The organism is Herminiimonas fonticola, assembly GCF_003293745.1.
In the GTDB taxonomy this organism is placed as follows: domain Bacteria; phylum Pseudomonadota; class Gammaproteobacteria; order Burkholderiales; family Burkholderiaceae_D; genus Oxalicibacterium; species Oxalicibacterium fonticola.
The window spans coordinates 196,350-218,921 of record NZ_PTLZ01000005.1 but is presented as its reverse complement, the minus strand read 5'-3'; the positions used below and the strand labels follow the sequence as shown (position 1 = coordinate 218,921).

Below are 22,572 nucleotides of genomic sequence, written 5' to 3'. Positions count from 1 at the left end.
GTGATCTGGTCGGGGGTTTTTGCTTTTGGAAAATCGCTTTGCATGGAGCTGTGTGGCAGCAGATGGCGTGCGCTCACGCCACTTCGCTGTGCTTACTTTACTGTACGCTGCCGACTTCTAATGTTCTATTAGCCAGTTCAGCATGGGCACGTGAGGATGAACATCTCTTCCTCACAAACTAGCCATTCCAATCTTTGATTTTCTCTTCTCTATTTTTATTCGCATACGACGCATCTGCATATAATCTCCTTGCGTAATACGCGGACATGTATCGAACCCTACAAGCTTCAACTTCTCAAAGATATTTCAATAATTTTTTAACAAGGTATTGCATTTTTGATAAATATTGGATAGCTTGATAGATATCTGCTGAATAGTTGAACAAGCCGCTATTCCAGTTAATGCTTATCTGATTTTTTGCATGTTCCAGGCTTACTGCAACGCTCGTTTTTTCAATCCCTTATGGAGGATTAAATGGAGGATGTCGTTATTGTTGCTGCAGGACGTACTGCAGTCGGAAAATTCGGTGGGGCGTTTGCAAAGATTCCGGCTGCGGATCTGGGTGCGCATGTCATCAAGGATTTACTGTTGCGTAGTGGCGTAAGTGCCGACGCGATTAGCGAAGTCATACTTGGCCAGGTGCTGACAGCTGGTTGCGGACAGAATCCTGCGCGGCAGGCATCGATACGTGGCGGCTTGCCGGATATGGTGCCGGCCTTCACGATCAATAAAGTATGCGGAAGCGGTTTGAAGGCGACGCATCTTGCTACGCAAGCTATCAGATGTGGCGACGCGCAAATCATTATCGCTGGCGGCCAGGAAAACATGAGTGCCTCGCCGCACGTGTTGAATGGTTCGCGCGATGGATTTCGTATGGGCGATGCCAAATTAGTCGACACCATGATCGTCGATGGTTTGTGGGACGTATACAACCAGTACCACATGGGCACGACAGCGGAAAACATCGCAAAAAAATTCAGTATCTCGCGCGTAGAGCAGGACGAATTTGCACTTGCATCGCAGAACAAGGCAGAAGCCGCGCAAAAGGCTGGCAAGTTCAAGGATGAAATCATTCCGTATGAGATCGCTGGAAAAAAAGCCTCTGTCATCGTCGACTCTGACGAATACATCAAGCATGGAACAACACTAGATTCGCTCGCGGCGTTACGGCCAGCATTTTCAAAAGACGGCACAGTCACGGCAGGCAATGCATCGGGTATTAACGATGGTGCTGCCGCGGTCATCATGATGACCGCTAAGAAAGCAGCCGAACTCGGACTCAAGCCATTAGTTAAAATCAAAGCTTATTCGTCGGCAGGTGTGGATCCTGCAATGATGGGTATGGGGCCGGTCCCGGCTGCGCAGTTATGCTTGAAAAAAGCTGGATGGACGCATCAAGATCTCGATCTGATGGAGATCAATGAAGCTTTCGCCGCGCAAGCGATTGCCGTGAATCGCGAAATGGGTTGGGATACCAACAAGATTAACGTGAATGGCGGTGCGATCGCGATCGGTCATCCTATCGGTGCTTCCGGTTGCCGTATTTTGGTGACGCTCATCCATGAAATGATACGACGTGATGCAAAGCGTGGTTTGGCCAGCTTATGCATAGGCGGTGGAATGGGAGTGGCGCTTGCTGTAGAACGATGAAATTTGTTTAGGGAGAAGCATAAAACATAAGCAAAAAATAGGCGAATACATAGATGAGACAAGGAGACACAAAATGACACGTCTTGCGTTGGTAACTGGTGGTATGGGTGGTTTGGGGGAAGCGATTTGTATCAAGCTTGCCGCTCTCGGATATACCGTTGTGACAACCTATTCGCCGGGTAACAAGAAGGCGGCAGAATGGTTGGCCAGCATGAAGGAAAACGGTTTTAATTTCCGCGCTTACCCATGCGATGTATCCGACTACGACTCTGCGCAACAATGCGTTGCCCTCATCGAAAAAGAGATAGGGCCGATTGATGTTCTGGTCAACAACGCCGGCATCACGCGCGACGTGACTTTCAGGAAGATGGAAAAACTGGATTGGGACGAAGTCATGGCTACCAATCTGGATTCCATTTTCAATATGACCAAACCGGTATGCGACGGCATGGTCGAACGCGGATGGGGTCGTATTATTAACATCTCTTCCGTAAATGCCCAGAAGGGCGCGTTCGGGCAAACCAATTATTCGGCTGCAAAAGCCGGTATGCACGGTTTTACCAAAGCACTCGCGCTTGAAGTCGCGCGCAAGGCAGTCACCGTCAATACGATTTCACCTGGCTATATCGGAACAAAGATGGTGACGGCGATTCCGCAAGATGTGCTGGATACAAAGATCCTGCCGCAAATTCCTATGGGGCGCTTGGGCAAGCCGGAAGAAATTGCTGGTTTGGTTGCTTACCTTGCATCGGATGAAGCCGCATTTTTGACCGGCGCGAATATCGCCATCAATGGCGGACAACACATGTATTGAATTTTAACGGTTAGTCCGAATCTACATCGGGCTAACCTGTTGATCATGAGTCGGATGTTTGATCGACTAATGCCTGCAAGCGCTTAATCAATACTTCGGTTCGTGCAAAACCAGACGTCACCAGATACAGTTCGCCAGCATGCTCCAATACCAGCGTAGGGAAGCCAGTGACTCCCCAGCGTTGCGTCTGTTGAAAATCATTGTTCGTTGTCGTGATTGCTTCTTCCGATGACCAAGTCGCAAGAAAATCCTGCTCACTTATATTGATCCCCGCCTTGTTCAACACCTCGGTGCTGATTTTTGCCAGCACATCGCCCTTGGTCACATCCAGCGCTTCCGCATAGAAGCCATGTTGAATCGCATGAAATACATCGAGCGAAATTTCCGGTGCCAACATGCGAGCGGTAACGACGGCACGACAAGCCGGCTCGGTGTCGTAAATAAAATTCTTGTGCGACAAGGCTTCCTGGGAAAACGGCAAGCCAGTCGTCTCTTCCACTTTTCCCCAATGCGACAACAGCGTTGTCTTCAACGCCTCATCCATCAACTCCTTGTTGTAAGCACGCAAGCCGCCGCCGATGACTTCAAAACGTAGTTCCGGGATGCCATCACGTAGTGTTTTCAGCTCAGGTCCGAAGCCGTAGCACCACGAACACATAGGATCGGCAATGTAGATGAGTTTTGTCATTGGTCTGGGTCTCTTTCTCGGCTTCTTCTAATTGTTGGTTGGATTTGATCGCAAATTTATTCTTCAAAGCATAGCATCAGGTCAGCGATGATTGCTAATTCGATGCCTAGTGCGGAATGTCCGATGGCACAAGAAAATTCGGCCGTTGCCGTAGTTTTTTGACTGCATTTGTCAGCGTCTCTTGCGGCATCTCGCGTACTAACTTCCCCCAAAACTGCCACAGCAAATCAGCGTCAGCCAAGGCACGATGGCGTGCCTCGGGTATCAAGCCGTGTCGCTCTATTAGGGTATCCAGATTGTGCCGTTTTTCTTCCGGGAATAGCGCGCGCGAGAGTTTGACCGTACATAGCATTTCCGACTGCAAGGCATGGCCGGTGCGTGCAAATGCATGATGCAAAAAGCCGTAATCGAAGCGTGCGTTATGCGCGATAAACAGGCCGTCCGCCAAACGTTCGTGCACGACGTCGGCTATCGATTCGAAGGAAGGTGCTGTCTCCACCATATCGTCGCTGATGCCGGTCAGACCTTGAATAAAGGACGGTATCGGCTGGCCTGGATTGACGAAACTCGACCAGCGCTCGACTTCGCCATCCAGATGTACGGCAACGATACCGATTTCGGTAATGCGATCATTGGCCAGGTTTGCACCTGTGGTTTCCAGATCGACGAATATCAATTTTTCATAAGGCTTCATAGCCGTCATTGTCCCATGGTGGAGCGTTTTGCTGCACTCGATCGCAAGCACATCTGAGTAAAAAGACAATTCATCAGCTTGTCATATTTCGACTTCAAAATTACACCAAAGAAATCATGCACGGTCCTTCCATCCTTGTTCTTCAGGATCGAACTCGGTAAATCAAGCTCTCGCATCCCCATCTGAAAGTGCAAAATGAAAAATGTCTTGCTGGCACCCGCCATCAAACTAATGCAGCGTCTGCGTTTGTTGCCGAAATTTGTAGTACTGACGTTTATTTTTGTCACCCCTTTATTGCTGGCGACCTTTTTCCTATTGAGTGAATTGGATAAATCCATCGCATTTACGCAGCAGGAACGTCTCGGTGTCAGTCACGTACGCAAGGTCCAGCAAATCATTCAGCTGACGCAAAAACATCGCGCATTCCAGCACATGTTCATCATGGGTAATGCAGGTGCAGAGCAGCAGGCGCAGCAAACGGAAAAAGCAATCAACCAGGAAATCAGTGCCTTTGATGTCATGCGTATTGCAGAGCCAGCTTTGTATGAAGGCGATGCATGGAAAGAAATCCAAACTGCCTGGACGACCTTGCAAGGAAAATTTGCAGGTGCAAAAGATAGAAAAATCTATGATGAACACACCGCATTGATCGCGCAGCTTTATCGATTCAATAGCTTGATTGCCGACCGCAGCAAGCTCACGCACGATCCGGAAGGAACGACTTACTATCTGGCCGAATTGTTCAGCAAGGATTTCCCGCGCCTTACAGAAGGCTTGTCGGAAGTGGCTGGACGTGGTGCCGCTTACATAGACAGTGGTTTGATGGAAGCGAATGAAGAAGTATTGCTCGGTTCGACGATATTGCTGGCACGTCGCGATCTGGCCAGCATTCCTGGCAACATCGACATGTTGCTGCGCGAAGGTCCGCAGCTTGCACAACAAGTGGCATCCGCACAGGCCGCCATTCCTGTCGCCATTAGTTATCTGGATCGCGCCAGGAATGAAGTACTGAATACGGTGGATCAAACTTCAGGTAATGCATTTGCCGAAGCAGGCCATGCCAGCATAGACGGTTTGTATGGAGCGGCGGATACTTCGGCAAATTTGCTGACGCAATTGCTGGAGCAGCGATTGGAAAAAGATACGTTCAATCGAAATATGATCATGCTGGCAATTTTCTCTGTATTACTCATCGCCGCGTACTTCCTGCTCGGATTCTATGTGTCATTCTCGACAGAAGTACAACGTCTGGGAGCTGCCGTTAAACGCGCGGCATCTGGTGATCTGAGCAAGAAAACCAGCTCGCACGGTAAAGATGAAATCGCGCAATTGCTGAATGCCTTTGGCGGCATGAGCGATGGTTTGACGCATCTGGTTTCGCAAGTGCGACTGGGTAGCGACACGATTGCATTGGCTTCGAGCGAGATCGCAACAGGTAATTTCAACCTGTCTACGCGTACCGAAGAGCAAGCCAGTTCACTCGAACAAACCTCGGCTGCGATGGAGGAGTTGACCACTACCGTCAGACAGAATGCTGCGCATGCACAGCATGCAAACAAGCTGGCCAAGACGGCTTCAAGTATCGCGGAGCAGGGCGGCGATGTGGTATCGCAAGTGGTGAACACCATGCAAGCGATTCAGCAATCATCACGAGAGATCAGTGACATTATCGGCGTGGTCGATAGCATTGCATTTCAAACCAATATTCTTGCGTTGAACGCAGCCGTGGAAGCAGCCCGTGCCGGCGAACAGGGCAAAGGTTTTGCGGTGGTCGCAGCGGAGGTGCGCAATCTGGCGCAGCGTAGCGCGATGGCGGCGAAGGAAATCAAGGCATTGATTGCCGGTTCTGTCGAGAAAGTAGAGATCGGCAGCAAGCAGGCAGATAGTGCTGGTAAAACGATGAATGAAATTGTGGATTCCATCAGTCGCGTCACCATCATCATGGAAGAAATTACAGCAGCCAGTTCCGAGCAGCAGACCGGTATTGAGCATATCAATCAAGCACTCGGGCAGATGGACGACATCACACAGCAGAATGCAGCATTGGTTGAGGAAGCTGCTGCCGCTGCAGAAAGCATGCGCGAGCAAACTCTCAAACTATCGGAGACAGTTGCCGTCTTCAAATTGGCGAGTGATGACCGGAGTGATGTTGCGATTAACGAGATTCACATTACGCATAACAACGTCATGCCACTACCTAAGCGCACGCTGAACGTGACGCATGAAGAGATGAGAGCGAATTTTCCTGAACAGCGTCAGGAGAAGGTGCTGGCAGTCGCGAACGGACGTCGGTAAATGTTGTGTCGCAAGCGTGAGTAGCGCTATAGAGGATGGCACATTGATGTTGTAGCAGGCGAATTATCAGGTACTGCCTTAATACTGAGGGCAGTACTTGTATGGCGATTTACGTCGGCGCCAGCACCTTGATGCGCACATCGCCCAGCGCAACGACTTGCCCCGAACGGATCTTGCAGGTTTTGCGCAATTCGGTTTGACCATCCACTTTGACCTTGCCACTGGCAACGATCATTTTTCCGGCGCCGCCACTATCGCAGACGCCGACCAGTTTCAGCAGCTGGTTCAATTCGACGTATTCGTCATTCAATTCAAATTCAAGTTGTTGCATGGTGTTCTGCTTGTTAAAAGTTGGATGAGAGTGCAATTGTTATAGATGTGCTTGCTGTGCAAATGGTATGGCCAACACTTACTGTGATTGGCGCGCTGTTTCCAGCCAGACATCGAGCGTTGCCAACAGGTCGATCTGACTGAATGAGCAACTTTCTTCCGTAAATAAACTTCCTGCCTCCAGGCGGCTTAACAAATCTTCCATGACTTCGTTATAGCGCGATGGCAGTGAACTCAATAATGCTGATTGCGAGCGCCAGAGTTGGCAAAACTCGGTGATGCCCAGTTTGTTTTCGCGCACCGCGTTCAGTGAATCGTGCAGGATTTGAAATGTTTGATCTTGTGACATAAGGAATTAAAAATGAAATAAAAAAAGATACTGCGTTTCAGCTATCAACTTCCTTGAAACGCGGCGATTAAAAACAATCCAATCACGATCAGATAGCCGATGAACCATGATACTGAGCGTAGCGTTGCGCGATCCGTCAGATAAAACCCGGTGTACACGATGCGTGATGCAATAAACGCGATCGCCAGCATATCAATTGAATCCTGCGGTGCATGCAGTTGCTGAGCAACCAGAACACCGGCGGCAAAAAATGGGAACGCCTCAAAATGATTGCGATGAGCGGAATCAGCACGGCGTCGTACACCACTTTGCTTTTCCAGCCAGCGCCGCGGCTCAGAGTTGTCGTAATCACGCCGGCCACCCCATTTGGCAATTCCAATAGTAGCCACTGGCATGATGCCAGCCGCCAACACGCACCAATAAGAAAGATTCATTGTGATCTCCTGTAACAGTGCGGCATCATTAAATTGTCAGCAGATAAATTCGCGTGCGCGACAATTATACTGTCTTGAAATGGTGATGCCTCATTCACGCACAGGCGCAATCGATTCCGCATAGTCGTACAGGGCACCGAGTATTTCTTCGCCACGCTCATCGGCTGTTTCGGATAAACGGTCGATTTCAGAAAACAGCTGTTCTATCGATCGTGCACCGCCTTCGCCATCGAATAGTCGTGCTGCGCGATGTTCTTCCCAGCGTTGTATTTCTTCTGCAGAAAGCGTGTGCGGGAAATTGCGTGCACGATAGCGCCAGAAAATTTCTTCCAGACGCACATCGCTAAAACTCGGATTAGCCTTGGCCATTGCTTCCGGTGACAAGGCGCGCAACTCTTGCAGCAAGCGCCTATCGTTATTGCCGACAAAACCGCCGTACAAATCTTCATCCACATCCGGCGTAGCTTCCTGCGGTCTGTAAAAGACATCTTGCCAGATGGCAGACATGTCCGGTGTTTGCGCGGCTATTTCTGCATGACGCAATGCGGTCACGACATCGAGGCCCCACTGCGCAGTCATTTCCGGCGACAGAGTTTTCAGATTATTGATAACGACCGGCGACTTGTTCAAATGGATGGATTTGATCGGCAGGCGACTGACGCCTTCCGGCAAGGCATCTGAGCGAGTGAACATGCGCGTGCGTATCGTCTCCGCATCCAGCGATGCGAGTTCGGTCGGGTCGGCTGCCAGATCCCACACAATGACTTCGTTCTTGTTGGTCGGATGCACGGTTAGCGGCCAGACGATACCGATGCAACCACGTTCGGCGGGGAACATGCCGGTGATGTGCAGGAAGGGTCGTCGCAAGGGCAGGCCAATTTCGGCTGCGACCTTGTCTTTTTTGTGAAGTGCAAAGCAGAAATCGAACAGCTTCGGTTGGCGATCGCGTATCAGGCGTGCCATCGCAATCGTCGCACGCACGTCAGACAAGGCGTCATGTGCTGCTTCATGCGCGATACCGTTCTCGGCGGTCAATTGTTCCAGCCGAAAGCTTGGGCGGCCGTCAGGATGGCGTGGCCAGTTGATACCCTCCGGGCGTAAAGCGTATGCAGTACGTACTACATCGAGGATATCCCAGCGGCCACAACTGTTTTGCCATTCGCGCGCGTACGGATCGATCAGGTTGCGCCAGAACATGAAACGCGTCACTTCATCATCGAAGCGTATGGTGTTGTAGCCGACGCCTATGGTGCCGGTTTCCGACAATAGTGTTTCAATCGCTGCTGCGAATTGATATTCGGGGATGCCGCGTTCCAGACAAACTTGCGGCGTGATGCCGGTGATCAGGCAGGATTGCGGATCAGGTAAAAAATCATTGGCAGGTTTGCAGTACAGCATGACCGGCTCGCCGATTTCATTGAGTTCGGCATCGGTACGGATCGCAGCGAATTGTGCCGGACGATCGCGACGTGTATTGATACCGAAGGTTTCGTAGTCGTGCCAGAGAAAAGTATGCTTGGACATCATGAAAATCTGTGAAGTGATGACGCGCTGAGTGAGCAGTTCTTGCTAAAACAGCGCGGGAATTAAAATCGATAAGCTAGAACGAAACCTGGTTACGTCCTGCTTCCTTGGCGCGATACAAGGCAGCGTCGGCCCGGGTGATCAGATCTTCCGCACCATGTTGAGCATCCAGTGTGGCGACACCGAACGATGCGGTGATGTGAGGCAAAGGTTTATGCATATCTTCAAAGACAATGGCTTTGCGCATGCGCTCGCACAGTCGTTGCGCCACCATCTTGCCGGCTATCTCATCACTGTCCGGCAGAATCACAGTCAACTCTTCGCCGCCGTAGCGTATGGCGAAATCGCTGGGGCGCAATGCTGCGCTCAAGACGCCGGCTGCGATGCGTAGTGCATTATCCCCCCCCACATGTCCGTACTCATCGTTGAATTTCTTGAAATAATCCAGATCGATCATGATCAGTGACAGTGGGCGAGCAGCGATATGCGCGTCTTCGACCATAGCCGGCAGCCTGTCATTCATCCATGCACGATTATATAAACTGGTAAGGCCATCGATCATTGATAGCTGGCGATAAAATTCGCCGACTTTTTCACGCCTCCGCAATTGAGCGTTGGCCGCACGCAAGCGGAAGGACAATTGACGCAAGAGATTGCGCGCCACACCATCGACTTCATCGATCAGCTTCCACATCAGGCGCGACGGGATGATCAGCAAGTCAGTTTCTTCCAACGCTGTCATGGTGTTGGAGGGAACTGCTTCGTCCAGTACCGACAATTCGCCTATGCTTTCGCCCGGCAAAATTTTATCGGTGCGACGCTGTTGGGTATTATCGACGACCAGAAAATTAATCAGCGCGCCACGCAAGACAACATAGACGCACGCTTCTGTGCCATGCATATTCGGCAGTTCTTCGTCAGCGGCAATGCGTAGCACAGTGCATGGAGCGAGCATCGCCTCGACGTCGGGATCGGTGACGCCGTCAAATAAATGCAGCTTGCCTATCGTATGTCCGGATTTTCCGAAGGTCGTAATTTCTTCCAACTTCTTCTTTCTATTATTCTGCCAGCAGGACGCGGCTTACTTCATCGAATTGGAGTTCTGTTTCGAGGAAGACTTGTTGATAAATTTCTTCGCTTAATCCCAGCCCCTGCCACGACGCAGGTGAAACTGGCGGCACCAGATCGTCTTCCACGCCCGACATGTCCAGCGCATGGGTGATCGCGTTCGCAATATGCACGATGGATGCAAGCGAATGTACTTTTTGGCCTTCAGGTTCGTGATGGCCAGCAATCGCAAATCGAATCGTATCGGAGAAATTCCAATGTGCAGCCAGCGCCTCGCCTGCCATCGTATGGTCTACGCCCATCACTTCCCGTTCTGCTTCCAGCCATTGGCAATCGTGCAGCTTGCGATAGACCACCACCGCTTCATATTCACGGCGGAAATAGGTTGCCAGGACCAGACGTCCTATGTCGTGCAACAGCCCGGCAGTAAAAGCGTAATCCTGATTCACATGCAGATGACGAGCCAGTACACGTGCGCATACCGCAGTTGCAATTGCATGGCGCCACAATGAAATGAAATCCAGTCCGGCACAACTATTTTCCGGGAAATAGCCGGTCAGTGCGGTGGCTGTCACCACATGCCGCACCGAATTCACACCGATCAGCGTAATCGCCTGTTGAATGGTGGTGACCTTGGTTTGCGTCCCGTAAAAGGATGAGTTCGCAAAGCGCAGAGTTTTAGCTGCCAGCGTCTGGTCGAGCATGACTTTGCGCGTAACGACGTTGATATCGATGTCATCGGGTCCGACGCTGGCGATCAAGTCTTGCACGATGGCCGGTAGCGCAGGCAAATCGCGGATTTGTTCAAGGACTTGATCGAAATATACCTTCGTAACGTTGGGCTCAGGCAGCGCATGCGTCATGCTTCTTCTCCCAGCCGGAAAGTGCGAATGTAGCGATGCAGCAATCCGTTTGCATGCTCGTCATCCGATTTGCGGAATAGTCGTTCCAGTCGAACCTGAAAATGTGCGCGCTGTATCGCGTCTTCCTCTGGCGTCAGTTCGCCCATCGCAATTCTGACGGAAACGACATCATGTCTGTGCAGCGATTCGATTATATGTTCCGTCAGCGTGGCGCCTTTGGGCAGCAGGACTTGTCCCTGCTGATCGAGCAGATCATCTGACAGAACCATGTCCGGCTTGACGTCGTTCAATGCAAATTGCGCGCTGATTGCGGTCATATGGTGTCTCTCTTGTTTTCTCTTTGGCTTAGCTTACCACCGGGCGCACGATGTATCTATCGAGAAATAGCTGGATGTTGTATATGCAAGCGTCTTGTGAAAGAACGATCAAGACAGAGTGAAGACGAATGGAAAAATGGATGGCAATGCAAGGTTCGAAAAACAATAGTTCAATGTGCAAAAGATGAAAAACCCTGGATTGCTGCCTTATACGCAGAAGCGATTGCGTCCCATATCCTTGGCTTCGTACAGCGCGGCATCGGCGCGGCGTATTAATTGATCCCATGAACAATTGCCATCTAGCGGCAGAGTAGCCAAGCCGGCGCTGATCGTCACAGGATGTTCGCCGAGGAAGCGATAGTCGCGCACTGCATTAATCAGGCGTTGGCCGATCAGCGCCGCACCGCTGAGGTCCACACCTGGCAACACGACCAGGAATTCTTCGCCGCCATAACGCCCGACCATATCGATAGAGCGACAGGTTTTTTGCAGAATCGCGGCTACTTCAGCGAGTACGGTATCGCCGGCGACATGGCCGAATTCATCGTTGAAATGCTTGAACAGATCAATATCGATGAATGCCAGCGTCAACGAGCGTTGCAGACGGATAGACAAATCCAGTTCGCGCTCACCGGCCGCCACGATGGCCCGGCGATTAAATAACTTGCTTAGCTCGTCGTGGGTAGCCAGATGGCGGTTTTCTTCTATCGTCCGTTCAAAATACAGCAGCAGCAAACCGATAGAGAATAGTACGGTGCCGGCGGCAGGTATCACATAGGTTGCGACAACATCGAAAGTGCTGCGGGTAACGGGTACTACTCCCCCGTAAATTTGTACGCCAGCGATCCACAGCTTCAGGACATTTCCCACTATCAACAGGATGAGCGCGCCTTGTACCAAGCGTTGAACAAATGTTTGCGGCGGTCCGCCCTGTCCTTGCCAAACTGTATGGAAACTCAATATGTGCAGGAGTAGGGTGGTGACAGTAAACAGGATGGATATCTGCGGTTTGGCTGCGTTCAACTGCAGTGCTAGCCCCAGCAAAACAAGGAAGATCACGCAGATCAACCAGGTCCATTTGGGAGGTTGTTTTTTATAAAAGGCAATAATGCCGTGCCATTGATAGATCAGACCCACCATGATCAGACCGGCACCGGTCATCAATACAAGGGCGCGCGGGTGGCGATTATTCAGGATGGCGATCAGTACGCCTAAAGCGATATAGCTGCCGGCGAGCGCCCAGTAACGTGTGCTTTTTTCGGTAGGTGCTGCAAAAAAGACGCCCGCCATCACCAGCGCAATACACATTTGCAACAGAATTAAGATGATGCCGGCAGTTAGCGAATCCATAGTGAATCCAATGCGGGACGTGGCCCTATCAGTGTTGGTGCCGAGTATTTATTGTCCTGATAGAAGTTTAGCCGATTCTTTTTGGAAATATTGTTAACTTCTGTGACCTAGCATTATTCGGTGAATTTAGTGCTGCCAAGCATGAAAACCGCATATTGTGATGCGCAAAAACCGGATGTACGATGTAAAGGTCATCCCATACGGAGTCCATCATGTCCAAATTCTTTGCTTGTTCCGTTGCTGCCGTGCTTACGCTGTTGTGGTCAATTCCTGCCTTTGCCGGTAGCACCATAAAGCCGGGCTTGTGGGAAGTGACGCTGCAATCCAGTTCGATGAAAAACATGCCGAAAATCTCACCGGAGCAGATTGAGCAAATGCGCAAAATGGGTGTCGACATGGCGCAACTGCAAAGCGGTGCCATCGTTAACAAGATTTGCATTACGAAGGACATGGCCGAGCGTGAAAACCTGCCGCAAATGAATCACAAGGAATCAGGCTGTGAGATGAAGAATCAAAAGCGCACCAGCGATGGCTACACGATGGATATGATTTGTGACGGGGCGCAGATGAAAGGCAAGGGAATCAGCAAAACCGTATTCGCCAGCGATCAGAGTTTCAGCACGACTTCTGAATTCAAGGGAACGATGCAGGGAATGCCGTTCAGCGATCGTACCGATAGCAGCGGCAAATGGCTGAGTGCAAATTGCGGTTCGGTCAAGCCGATTCGGGATGCGATGCCGGGCAAGTAATCCCGCTGTTGACGTATCTAACTATAGGAAATTTTGCGACGCTGACTGAATCGTGATGCAAGAACCAGCCAAGAGTACAGTGCGCGTACGCAGCAAAAGTCTTACTCTTCTTCCGGGATTGCGTAAGCGTGCTCACGCAGATCTTCCAGGCGGACAATTTCCAGTATCTTTTGGTTGGTACTTTCAAGTACTACCTTGGGTGCCACACCGGCACGCCAGGCTTCGACCCAGCGATTGGCGCACAAACACCATTGATCGCCTGGTTTCAAACCCGGGAAATTCCATTCCGGACGTGGTGTCGATAAATCATTGCCGCAACCACGACTGAACTCAAGGAAGGTCGCCGTCATCACCGTGCAGACTATGTGCGTACCAACATCATCCTCATTGGTCTTGCAGCAACCGTCGCGGAAATATCCGGTCACGGGTTTGAATGAACACGGGACCAGAGGTTCGCCGAACACGTTTTTGGCGATGGGAAGAGTCACTTGCGGCATAAGATATTTGGACTGAAAAAGGCGTTAAAACGTTGCGTCTGAGGATGCAACTATACGCCCAAATCGGAGTGGAAGGCAGATGGAAATGACACCGACTTGCGCTTGCAAACAGACATCATTTCCGTGCGTATATTTGCACAAACTTAATCGTGGTTACGCAGGCTTTGTTCCATATCTTCGATCTCGATCTCGATGGCCTTGGTGCTGATGGTGATTTCATGCAGGGAAACCAGCAAGGACAACACCAGCATGAAAATGCTCAGGCCGAAAATCACTTTTGCGATAGGAATCAGTTGAATAAAAACCAGCAACATCGAGAGCGCACACAGCAAAAATGACAGCACGCCCATCGCCTGCATGCGCCGCATCAGCAGCACGCGCTGGCGCAGATTGGATATTTGTCGCGTGACCTCGTCACGTGCACCATCCTGATATTTGACGTGTAGTTGACGTATCAATTGCGCGATCACGAGAAAGCGATTGGTATAAGCGAGCAACAACAATGAGATGGCGGGGAAGAGTAAAGCAGGCGTAGTCAGATCCATAATTTCATCTAGTGAGGGTTAGTCTAGAAAATACATGTCTGCGCTTGTGGCGAGGCATGTTGGTAAGACAAGACCTTAACGCAAGAAGTGCGCCCGTCAGGAGGGCGAACACACAGCTTGTGTGAACAGTCGTCGGCTTGATGAGTCGATTCAAACTGTGGCGCTCAATATTGCCACGGCCTGATTGTAAAGACCAAGGCTGACAACAGGATTACGTTGCGGGGCTGCGTTTGACAAAAAACAAACCTGCGCCTACCACCATCAATAAACCGCCGAAGAAGCGATTCTGCTTTTTTACCGCATGTGCATCGCGGAAGAAGCCTTGCATCGCCGCAGCGGCAAATGCGTAACCGTGCATCACGATCACATCAATGGTACACATCGTCACCGCCAGAATCGCCAACTGCGGCAATAACGCTGCATCCTTGACGATGAATTGCGGCAGCACGGCCACCATGAAGACCACGCCTTTCGGGTTGGTAGCATTGGTAAAAAAGCCCAGCAAAAAGCGCTTGCGCAAGCTCGGTGCATTTGTCTGTCCGAGGTTTGCCTGCAGCTCTGGTGCCATCACCACTTTCGCACGCCACTGACTAAAACCGAGATAAATCAGATAAAGCGCGCCAACCGTCTTGACGAGATTGAATGCGATTTCAGATGCCATCAGCAAAGAGCCAACGCCTGCGCCTGCGACAATCAACAGCAATAACAATCCCAACTGCAAGCCAAAAATAGTGCCTGTCGTTTTGCGTACGCCATAAGACAAGCCGTGCGACATGGATAACACTGCACCGGAGCCGGGAGAAACTGCAATCAGGATGGAGGCGACGAGGAAGGTAAGCCAGTGGGCGAGGGTCATGATGGATTGCAGTAAAAGCGTAATGCTGAAGTTTATCGTGTTTCGTCACCTCGCATTTTTAGCTGCATCCAGTGGTATTGATGAAACGACAAACAATCACGCGCGGAAGATATACAAAGCCGCGCACAAGCCGGCACCTATCAGATACAGCATCCACGTCCGTGATATCGCATAAGGAAACAGCATCAATGCAACGCCTATCCACTTGGGATGCATCAATTCTATTTTTTTACCGTAGCGATAAGCGGCGTAACCGATGACACTGAACAATATCGCGCCAAACAGATAGGCGGGAGTTGGTATTGTGAAGCCCATAGCCGCCAATGCTGGAGCATTGTTCATCTGTGTGGATTCCCTGGGTCTATATCGGGTTTGCGACGAGCATCGATTGCTGAAATGACAGCAGCATCACTAGAGCCCGCTCACCAAAAATTTGCAATCGGCACCACTATCCCTGTGAACACTGCCCAGTCCGGCGAATCCTTGTTCAGCCCTTTTGCCAGGCCGAAGTCGATCGTCATGCGTTTGCTCGGGCTGTAGGTTAATGCCGTCAGGAATAGTGCGTTGTTCGGTGTGCCGCTTTGGTGTGTGCCTGACAGTTCGCCGACCACGCCCCATTTTTCTGACAGGGATGTCGATAGTGATGACGATATGCCGGTCAGCGAACGGCCTGTTTCTGCATCCGGTGCGCCTATGCGCGTGGTGTTGAGGTTCATGTCCAGATGAAAGTCGCCTATGTCTTTGCTGAAAATACCGTTCAGTGTGTAATCGGCCTTGGCGCTTCCTAGCTTGTCTTTGCTGCTGGGCATTCTGCTGGTGAATTCCAGGCCGAATGCCGTGCTGTCATCGATCAGGAATGCGCGCTTCAAGGTGATGCTGGTATCGCCGAAACCGCTGATGCGATTATCAGGATCGCGCTGCCAAACGTAGGCATCACCGCCGAGCAGGATGCCCCAGTTTTCAGAGAAGGCGAGTTTGAATTGATATGGCACGCTGTCGCGTCGCTCTTCATTCGTTTTCATCGACAGTCCACCCAGTTCCAGTTCAAGCTGGCCGGGCGCAGGCAATTGGGCGGGGGACGATACGGAAGGTCGATACGGGGTTACAGGTGGGCCGTCATCGGCGATGGCCGGCAAACTGCAGCTTGCGATACTTAGAATCGCGATGATTTTTCTCAAGGGCATGGCGCGGCTTTCTTTTTTAACGCGTTTTAATCGAATGAGAGAGCGATCGCATCATGCTACAAAAAAATAATTAGCTCAAGATTGCAGGTTCGTCTATTTATGCCCAAGTGCCGCCAATACCTGGCTCTTGAGAATTTTAATCAGCGCCGTTTCATCTGAAGGCACACCTTCAGGCGCAGGCTGGGAACGATCTGCATAAAAAAATCCAAGGGGATTTTTTTGCACGATGATAGGCAACACAATAAAGCTGCGAGCGTCGTGGAAAAGTTCGCGGTGCCAGGCAGGAAGCAGCTCGCTGATCTTGGTGTCGCTGGCGTCAGAAATCATCAGGTCGGCATCGCTCTCCATCGATAGCCTGAATAAATCCCGTTGCTTGCCAAGGGTAAAAATCAGACCAGCCCTGCGCCGTGCTGCATCTTCACCGAGCGCGATGCGTGAACGGTACTCGCCGGTTTTTGCATCTTTCAGGCAGATCGTGGCAAAACGAAAGCCCATGCTGTTGTACAGCGTTTCAAGCATATGCAGCATGACGTCGTTGGCCTGTGCATGGCCAGCGCTGGTCATTTGCATGATTTCCTGAACGCCTGCCAGTAACCTGTCCCTTGCCTTGACGGGCTTGCCACTCGGATGTCGCTCTTCGCCTTCTTCGCTGGCGACTGGCGTCGGATTCATCAACAGTTCGTTAGGGATGCCGGCAGTCTCGGACTGCGCGCTGGCACTATCTTCTGTCAGATCGGTATCCGACAAGCCCATGATTTCTGCCAGCATGCGTGTTTCGGTTTCGGCAGACTCGATCAAATCGGCGAGCTGATCGCTCGTAATATTCAGGGCCGAGCCAAACCTGGCTATCAAGGCATTCTTTGCCGTGATTTTTGCCAGTTCGCTTTTCAGGGAAAACACACCACTCGTTTCCACACTGAAGGATGCGATTTGCTGCATTCTTTCCTGAGTTTTTTGAGACGGCTTCAGCGCGCCGCCGGGCGCAGGTGTCATTGCCTGCACGATCGCTTCCGGGATATTCCATTCCCGCAAAACAGATTGTCCGATCAGGCTGAAGCTGCAACCCATGACTTTCACGCCGGCCGCGTCTTGCGCAATCTTTTCATTTTCGACCAGGCTGGCAATCTCTGCGTAGCTTGGATAATCATACGCGGCGACCAGGACTTGCCCGATGTTGGCAAAGAGGGCCGCAATCGCCGCCTCTTCGGCACCTGAACGTTTGCTGCTGCGCGCCATTTCGCGGCCGATTACGCTCGCGTACAGCGCCTTCACCAGTTCTGCCCGCACTGCATGGCTGTGTTTGGCACTGGATAAACGTTCGACCAGCAGCATCGCCAAGGCACAGTCCCTGACTGTGTTGAAACCCAATAGGTAAATCGCGCGGGAGATGGTGGTGACCTGTATGCCGGATACCGTGCGATAACGGACGGTATTGGAGAGGCGAAGAATTTTTTGCGTGAGCGCGACGTCGGACAGAATGAAGTAGGTCAGATCTGCTACCGCATCCTCATCGGAAGACGTCATTTGCACTACGCGTGCTACGGCATTTCCAATCGCGGGCAAATCGAGTTCTTTATCGATTTTTTGCAAAAAAACATCACGTGCATTGATCGTGGATACAGGAGAAAAGGATATTGGCATTTTTGTATAAACGATTATTTGAGTCTTGAATGCAACATACCACGCGACATCAATAACCCGCGCAGATGTTGTCGCGATTCATTGTTAAATCTTGTGTCGTTGCATGCATCAAAACGATATCTGTTGTTGGGGGCGTGCGCAAATATGGAGGATGAAAACTGATTATTGCTTGCGCATATAACTCTTTATCTTGTTCTTGATGCATGGTCCAGGAATCGATTGATATGGCGCTCAAGAATAAAAAGGCAGAAGAAGTTGAGTGACAATTTTTTCTGCCTTTCTTGATGAGAGATATATCGACAATCTTCTACCTTCTGGCAATCAGCCTTGCTGATCTGCAGAGTCAGTAACCTGTTTGCCCATGCACATTTGGCAATACAACATCACTGGCAATCAGCGACCAAATCAATTTGGCTATCGTTTCGGTCGCAATGATGGTGTGGCGATTATTCGTGTCCGACAATTTTTCGCGCAGCTCTCTGCGTACTGCAGGCATGCCGGTCAGGTCGAAAAGAATATCGATTTTCTCGCCCATCGCAATCAAGGCATCGGTATCGAGAACCGCAATGCCCTGTGACTTGGCCAGGATCTTGCCACTGGTTTCAGTGTTTTCTGCTACGGCGATTAGTTCAATATCCTTGTTGGGGCGGCGCAGCAATTCCGCCAGAAAAACCGAACCAACTCTACCCAGGCCGACGATTGCAATTGTTTGTTTACTCATGTCTTCTCCGCAGTCTTTATGTAATTTCTTTTTTTATCCAGGGCTGTCAGTTTTCGAGTTCGACAGCTCTGGTGCACCTGACTATAAGCCAAAATGTTCTACCAAATTACAGCGGGCAAGAGATTTATTCTTGATGTGTTGCAGATTTTGGATAAGAGGAAAAAGTGGACGGAAAGCGGCAGCGAAATTGCGGCCCTTGCAGAAGTAACAATGTCGAAGAACTCAAGTCGAAGCGACTGAGTTGAACGCAGCAATCACGATGCGCGTCGCCGCAGCGATCACGTCATCGCGTGGGGCAGCGGTTTTGTCATTTTGTGTGAAGTAGACAACCGCAACGATGGGTGCTCCATTCACTGGCCACAGTACGCCGGCATCGTTGGTCGTGCCGTAAGAACCGGTGCCGGTTTTGTCGCCGACGATCCAGTCTTTTGGTACGCCTGCCAGCATGCGCTTGCCGCCAGTTGTATTTCCTTTCAACCAAGCGACTAACTGCACCCGTTGCGACACGGCTAATGCGTCGCCAAGCATCAACTGTTGCAGGCTCTTTTCCATTGCTGCCGATGTCGTCGTGTCGCGCTCGTCGCACGGTATCGCCGAATTCAATTCCGGCTCCCAGCGATCAAGACGGAAGGTGTCGTCACCTATAGAGCGTGCATAGGCGGTCACCGCTGCCGGTCCGCCCAATTCCTTCATCAAGAAATTTGCAGCCGCGTTGTCGCTGTACTGCAAAGTGGCTGCGCACAGCTCGGCAATCGTCATGCCGTCGGCAATGTACTTTTGCGTGATCGGTGCGTAACCCGATTTCACAAGCTCGTCTTTGTTGTAGTGGATGCGTTTTGCCAGCAAGCCTTTATCCGTCGCGCTTTTCTGCAAGATGGCTGCGGCGACAATGGTCTTGAACGTACTGCAAAAAGGGAAGCGTTCATCCGCGCGATATTGCACGCGCATGCCATTGCCGGTATTGATTGCAGCGACACCGAGCCGCCCGTTTGCAGACGCTTCCAGTTTTTCCAGCTCATTGTTTGCTGCGCTGATCTTTTGATTGCTGGCGAAAGTTGGCATAGTAAAAGGAGTGGCGATGGCAGCGAGTACAAGTGAGCGTCTGCGTGCGAAATGGGACATGGAATTTTCTGTGATTAGTTAGAGCTCAGTTATTGCCAGCGACTCAGTTACCTGTTCTGACAAACAAGGTTTCCAGCGGCGTGTCACCAACCACGCGGCTGCGATGGCCGTGCAAGGTACTGTCAAATTCTGCGCCCTCAGGCAATAGATCGTTCGAGAAAAAATGATCGCCGGCCTTGAAGATGCGCGCAGTGCCATCGCGCAAACCGATTTCCATTTCTCCACTTAATACCACCAGCCATTGCGCAGTCGTCGTGCAATGGAAGTCGCTGCTCACGCCCGGCGGGCTTTGTCGCACCTGGAATCCATTTGATGGAACTAGCTCGGACAGCAAGGCCTTGGGCGAACCGCCCGGTAAGGCGATTTCTTCTTCGCGAAATTTTGCGAGGCCGTCAGTGTCGGTATAGAGGACGATGTTTTTAAATGTGGTCATGGCATTTCATAATGAGAGGGAAGGCCGCATGCAAAAAACCGAATGCTCGCTATCTTCTTCAATAGCAGACATTCGGTAAAGAGCGATATCGACTGTAAAGATTCAGGCGATATCCTAACGCATAGTCACATCAACTTCACTCAACAATGATTGCGTGCGAGAAGCAGGCTCAAGCATTCTTTTTGCCTAGCATGCGCACCGCCAATGCAGCCAATGATGAAACGGTTGCCATCGTTACCACGCCGGCCCAGCCCCATTGCGCCAGTATCAGGCTGCCCAATGCTGCACCACTTGCCATGCCGACAAACATGCCGGTGAACAGCAGCGCATTCAAGCGACTGCGTGATGCTGGATCTATGCCGAACACAACAGTTTGATGGGCTACCAGCGTGGCTTGTACGCCGAAGTCGAAGCCGATTGCACTGATGATGAACAATACGATTTGCGCATGTGGCGGCAACAATGGCGCCAGCCACATTACTGCAAATGACACGGCGGCCAAGCCTGCACCAAGACGCGTCACCAGCTCCGGACCGCGCTTGTCAGCAAGACGACCAGCCAACGGTGCGGCAAGTGCACCGGCTGCACCAGCCAGACCAAAAGCCCCGGCTGCGGCGCTACCAAGATGGAATGGTGCGGCGTGCAACATCACCGCCAGTGTCGACCAGAATGCGCTGAAGCCAACTGCCAGCAAACCCTGTGCATATGCAGCCTGACGCAACTTGCCATGACGACGCCACAGATCCAGCATGGAGCCGAGCAGCGCGCCGTATCCCAACTGCGTTGTAGGATGAAAGCGCGGCAGTCCACGCCAGATGGCGACCACCACCAGTGCGACGCTGACTGCGGCCACGACATACACCGCACGCCAGCCAAATTGTTCTGCACCAAAGCCGCTGATGACGCGCGACAACAAGATGCCGAGCAACAGACCTGTCATCACAGTACCGACAATTTTGCCGCGATGCGCTTCCGGTGCCATTGTTGCTGCAGCCGGGATGATGTCTTGTGCCATCGTCGCGGTCAGTCCAATGACCAGGCTGGTGGCGAGTAGCCATGTGACGTTAGGTGCCAGGCCGCTGAACAATAAGGCCAATGCCAGCAAGGCGGCTTTCACCAGGATGATGTTGCGTCTGTCATAGCGATCGCCCAAAGGTGCCAGCAACATAATTCCCAGCGCATAACCCAGTTGCGTCAGCGTCGGCACCAGCCCGATCATGCGATCGCTGGCATGAATATCCGCACCCAGCACGCCCAGCATAGGTTGACTGTAATAGAGCGAGGCCACGCTCAAGCCGGCTCCGGTTGCTAACAGCAGGATCAGGGAAGCCGACAGTGCAGGCTTAGTGGTGCTTGTATTTGCAGATTGAATAACCAACATGATTAAATTCCCGTATTGACGATGGATTGCATTTTCCTCTCTGTGATACGGGCTTGGTAGTAGCCTTGAATGCACATTTGTTATACGCTTAACGTATGACGAAAGCAGAAAAGCAATCCGGCAATCCCGGCGTAGACCGAATAGAACTCATGCAAACCTTTGTCCGCATCGTCGAGGCGGGGAGTTTGTCGGCCGCCGCTGAGCAGCTAAAAACCAGCCAGCCCACGGTCAGTCGACGTTTGCAGACCTTGGAGCGAGCTCTGGGTTTGCGCCTGTTGCAGCGTTCCACACACGTGATGAAGCTGACCGAAGATGGCGAACGCTGCTTCGCGCATGCCAAGGATTTGCTGGATAACTGGAAGGCGATGGAAGCCGACCTGCGTGGCACGCAAGATGAGCCGGAAGGCACTTTGCGCGTGCTGGTGCCGCATGCGTTCGGACAGGATCAATTGATTGTGCCGCTGACTAATTATCTTGGCCGCTTTCCGCGTGTGTCTGTCGAATGGTTATTGCATGATCGGCGTCCGGACTTTATTGCGGAAGGCATAGATTGTGCGATTCAGGTTGGTGCGGTCGACAATCCATCCGTCATCGCCATCAAGCTGTTCGACATTCCGCGTATTGTGGTGGCTGCGCCGCAGCATGTGGCAGGCAAGTCGTTGCCATTGAAAGTGGAAGATTTGCACAACATACCGTGGCTGGCATTGCGTACCTTTTACCGCGATGAAGTGACGCTCACACAACAATCTAATGGTGAAGAGCATCGCTTTGCGATCAGGCCGCGCATGAGTACCGACAGTTTGTATGCGCTACGCAATGCTGCATTGGCGGGTTTGGGTGCGGGTATTGTGTCGGCGTGGATAGTGGCTGACGATATTGCGCAGGGACGTTTGCTACATCTTGCACCCGACTGGCGTGCCGCACCGTTGCCGGTTTATCTGGTCTATCCGTATGCGCGCTATTACCCGGCGCGCCTGCGACTGTTTGTGGAAACGATACGATCCATGATGCCGCTGATAGAAGAAAAAACTTTCGCAGTACTCACTAGAAAAAAGAAGCGCTAACTT

The 22,572-nt window shown here is 51.4% G+C and carries 25 protein-coding genes; 5 read left to right on the top strand and 20 right to left on the bottom strand.

Annotation, left to right across the window (positions count from 1 at the left end):
* Positions 1-474 precede the first annotated feature (474 nt).
* Positions 475-1,650: an acetyl-CoA C-acetyltransferase gene (locus Hfont_RS14705; RefSeq protein WP_112993161.1), complete on the top strand. Its 1,176-nt coding sequence runs from the start codon at positions 475-477 to the stop codon at positions 1,648-1,650.
* A gap of 73 nt (positions 1,651-1,723) precedes the next feature.
* Positions 1,724-2,464 (top strand): acetoacetyl-CoA reductase, encoded by a 741-nt coding sequence (phbB, locus tag Hfont_RS14700; protein ID WP_112993160.1) that lies wholly within the window; start codon positions 1,724-1,726, stop codon positions 2,462-2,464.
* 43 nt (positions 2,465-2,507) lie between these two features.
* Here phbB and Hfont_RS14695 read toward each other — a convergent pair whose 3' ends face one another.
* Complete coding sequence (locus Hfont_RS14695; protein WP_112993159.1) at positions 2,508-3,152, bottom strand: DsbA family protein; 645 nt, start codon at positions 3,150-3,152, stop codon at positions 2,508-2,510.
* 106 nt (positions 3,153-3,258) lie between these two features.
* Positions 3,259-3,846, bottom strand: a complete 588-nt coding sequence (locus Hfont_RS14690) for a 3'-5' exonuclease (protein ID WP_112993187.1) — start codon at positions 3,844-3,846, stop codon at positions 3,259-3,261.
* 195 nt (positions 3,847-4,041) lie between these two features.
* Here Hfont_RS14690 and Hfont_RS15270 point away from each other — a divergent pair, with 195 nt between their 5' ends.
* The gene (locus Hfont_RS15270) at positions 4,042-6,141 is read left to right on the top strand and encodes a methyl-accepting chemotaxis protein (protein ID WP_277740807.1); all 2,100 of its coding nucleotides are present in this window, start codon (positions 4,042-4,044) and stop codon (positions 6,139-6,141) included.
* A gap of 109 nt (positions 6,142-6,250) precedes the next feature.
* On the opposite strand, the gene Hfont_RS14680 is transcribed toward Hfont_RS15270, so the two are convergent.
* The 8 genes from Hfont_RS14680 to Hfont_RS14645 all read right to left on the bottom strand — a co-directional run bounded on the left by Hfont_RS14680 (position 6,251) and on the right by Hfont_RS14645 (position 12,376).
* Positions 6,251-6,472, bottom strand: a complete 222-nt coding sequence (locus Hfont_RS14680) for an RNA-binding S4 domain-containing protein (RefSeq protein ID WP_112993158.1) — start codon at positions 6,470-6,472, stop codon at positions 6,251-6,253.
* Positions 6,473-6,550: 78 nt separating this feature from the next.
* Positions 6,551-6,820: a hypothetical protein gene (locus Hfont_RS14675; RefSeq protein WP_112993157.1), complete on the bottom strand. Its 270-nt coding sequence runs from the start codon at positions 6,818-6,820 to the stop codon at positions 6,551-6,553.
* A gap of 44 nt (positions 6,821-6,864) precedes the next feature.
* Positions 6,865-7,254 carry an MAPEG family protein gene (locus Hfont_RS14670; RefSeq protein ID WP_112993156.1) on the bottom strand — a complete coding sequence of 130 codons (390 nt, stop codon included), beginning with the start codon at positions 7,252-7,254 and terminating at the stop codon, positions 6,865-6,867.
* Positions 7,255-7,344: 90 nt separating this feature from the next.
* Complete coding sequence (gene sbcB, locus Hfont_RS14665; RefSeq protein ID WP_112993185.1) at positions 7,345-8,778, bottom strand: exodeoxyribonuclease I; 1,434 nt, start codon at positions 8,776-8,778, stop codon at positions 7,345-7,347.
* Positions 8,779-8,854: 76 nt separating this feature from the next.
* Complete coding sequence (locus Hfont_RS14660; RefSeq protein ID WP_112993155.1) at positions 8,855-9,823, bottom strand: GGDEF domain-containing protein; 969 nt, start codon at positions 9,821-9,823, stop codon at positions 8,855-8,857.
* A gap of 13 nt (positions 9,824-9,836) precedes the next feature.
* Positions 9,837-10,709: an HDOD domain-containing protein gene (locus tag Hfont_RS14655; protein ID WP_112993154.1), complete on the bottom strand. Its 873-nt coding sequence runs from the start codon at positions 10,707-10,709 to the stop codon at positions 9,837-9,839.
* Positions 10,706-11,026, bottom strand: a complete 321-nt coding sequence (locus tag Hfont_RS14650; protein WP_112993153.1) for a hypothetical protein — start codon at positions 11,024-11,026, stop codon at positions 10,706-10,708. The genes Hfont_RS14655 and Hfont_RS14650 overlap by 4 nt, the downstream gene beginning before the upstream one ends.
* A gap of 207 nt (positions 11,027-11,233) precedes the next feature.
* On the bottom strand, positions 11,234-12,376 hold the full coding sequence (locus Hfont_RS14645) for a GGDEF domain-containing protein (RefSeq protein WP_241523147.1): 1,143 nt from the start codon (positions 12,374-12,376) through the stop codon (positions 11,234-11,236).
* Between the two features lie 212 nt (positions 12,377-12,588).
* Between Hfont_RS14645 and Hfont_RS14640 the strand changes: the two genes are divergently transcribed.
* A complete protein-coding gene (locus Hfont_RS14640; RefSeq protein WP_112993152.1) occupies positions 12,589-13,125 on the top strand; it encodes a DUF3617 domain-containing protein in 537 nt (178 codons plus the stop codon).
* A gap of 101 nt (positions 13,126-13,226) precedes the next feature.
* Here Hfont_RS14640 and Hfont_RS14635 read toward each other — a convergent pair whose 3' ends face one another.
* The 10 genes from Hfont_RS14635 to Hfont_RS14590 form a co-directional block, all read right to left on the bottom strand.
* Entirely contained in the window at positions 13,227-13,622 is a 396-nt protein-coding gene (locus Hfont_RS14635) for a DUF2237 family protein (protein ID WP_112993151.1), read from the bottom strand.
* Positions 13,623-13,765: 143 nt separating this feature from the next.
* Positions 13,766-14,167, bottom strand: a complete 402-nt coding sequence (locus Hfont_RS14630; RefSeq protein ID WP_112993150.1) for a DUF2721 domain-containing protein — start codon at positions 14,165-14,167, stop codon at positions 13,766-13,768.
* A gap of 211 nt (positions 14,168-14,378) precedes the next feature.
* Positions 14,379-15,023 carry a LysE family transporter gene (locus tag Hfont_RS14625; protein WP_112993149.1) on the bottom strand — a complete coding sequence of 215 codons (645 nt, stop codon included), beginning with the start codon at positions 15,021-15,023 and terminating at the stop codon, positions 14,379-14,381.
* A 96-nt stretch (positions 15,024-15,119) separates the two neighbouring features.
* Entirely contained in the window at positions 15,120-15,365 is a 246-nt protein-coding gene (locus Hfont_RS14620; protein WP_112993148.1) for a hypothetical protein, read from the bottom strand.
* 80 nt (positions 15,366-15,445) lie between these two features.
* The gene (locus tag Hfont_RS14615) at positions 15,446-16,207 is read right to left on the bottom strand and encodes a transporter (RefSeq protein WP_112993147.1); all 762 of its coding nucleotides are present in this window, start codon (positions 16,205-16,207) and stop codon (positions 15,446-15,448) included.
* Positions 16,208-16,300: 93 nt separating this feature from the next.
* Complete coding sequence (locus Hfont_RS14610; protein WP_112993146.1) at positions 16,301-17,848, bottom strand: HDOD domain-containing protein; 1,548 nt, start codon at positions 17,846-17,848, stop codon at positions 16,301-16,303.
* Between the two features lie 343 nt (positions 17,849-18,191).
* Positions 18,192-18,569, bottom strand: a complete 378-nt coding sequence (locus tag Hfont_RS14605; RefSeq protein WP_112993145.1) for a Gfo/Idh/MocA family oxidoreductase — start codon at positions 18,567-18,569, stop codon at positions 18,192-18,194.
* Between the two features lie 222 nt (positions 18,570-18,791).
* Complete coding sequence (gene bla / locus Hfont_RS14600; protein ID WP_112993144.1) at positions 18,792-19,691, bottom strand: class A beta-lactamase; 900 nt, start codon at positions 19,689-19,691, stop codon at positions 18,792-18,794.
* Positions 19,692-19,734: 43 nt separating this feature from the next.
* Positions 19,735-20,124, bottom strand: coding sequence for a cupin domain-containing protein (locus tag Hfont_RS14595; RefSeq protein ID WP_112993143.1), 390 nt, complete (start codon positions 20,122-20,124; stop codon positions 19,735-19,737).
* 169 nt (positions 20,125-20,293) lie between these two features.
* A complete protein-coding gene (locus tag Hfont_RS14590) occupies positions 20,294-21,505 on the bottom strand; it encodes an MFS transporter (protein WP_112993142.1) in 1,212 nt (403 codons plus the stop codon).
* 95 nt (positions 21,506-21,600) lie between these two features.
* Between Hfont_RS14590 and Hfont_RS14585 the strand changes: the two genes are divergently transcribed.
* A complete protein-coding gene (locus Hfont_RS14585; RefSeq protein WP_112993141.1) occupies positions 21,601-22,569 on the top strand; it encodes a LysR family transcriptional regulator in 969 nt (322 codons plus the stop codon).
* The last annotated feature ends 3 nt before the right edge of the window (positions 22,570-22,572 follow it).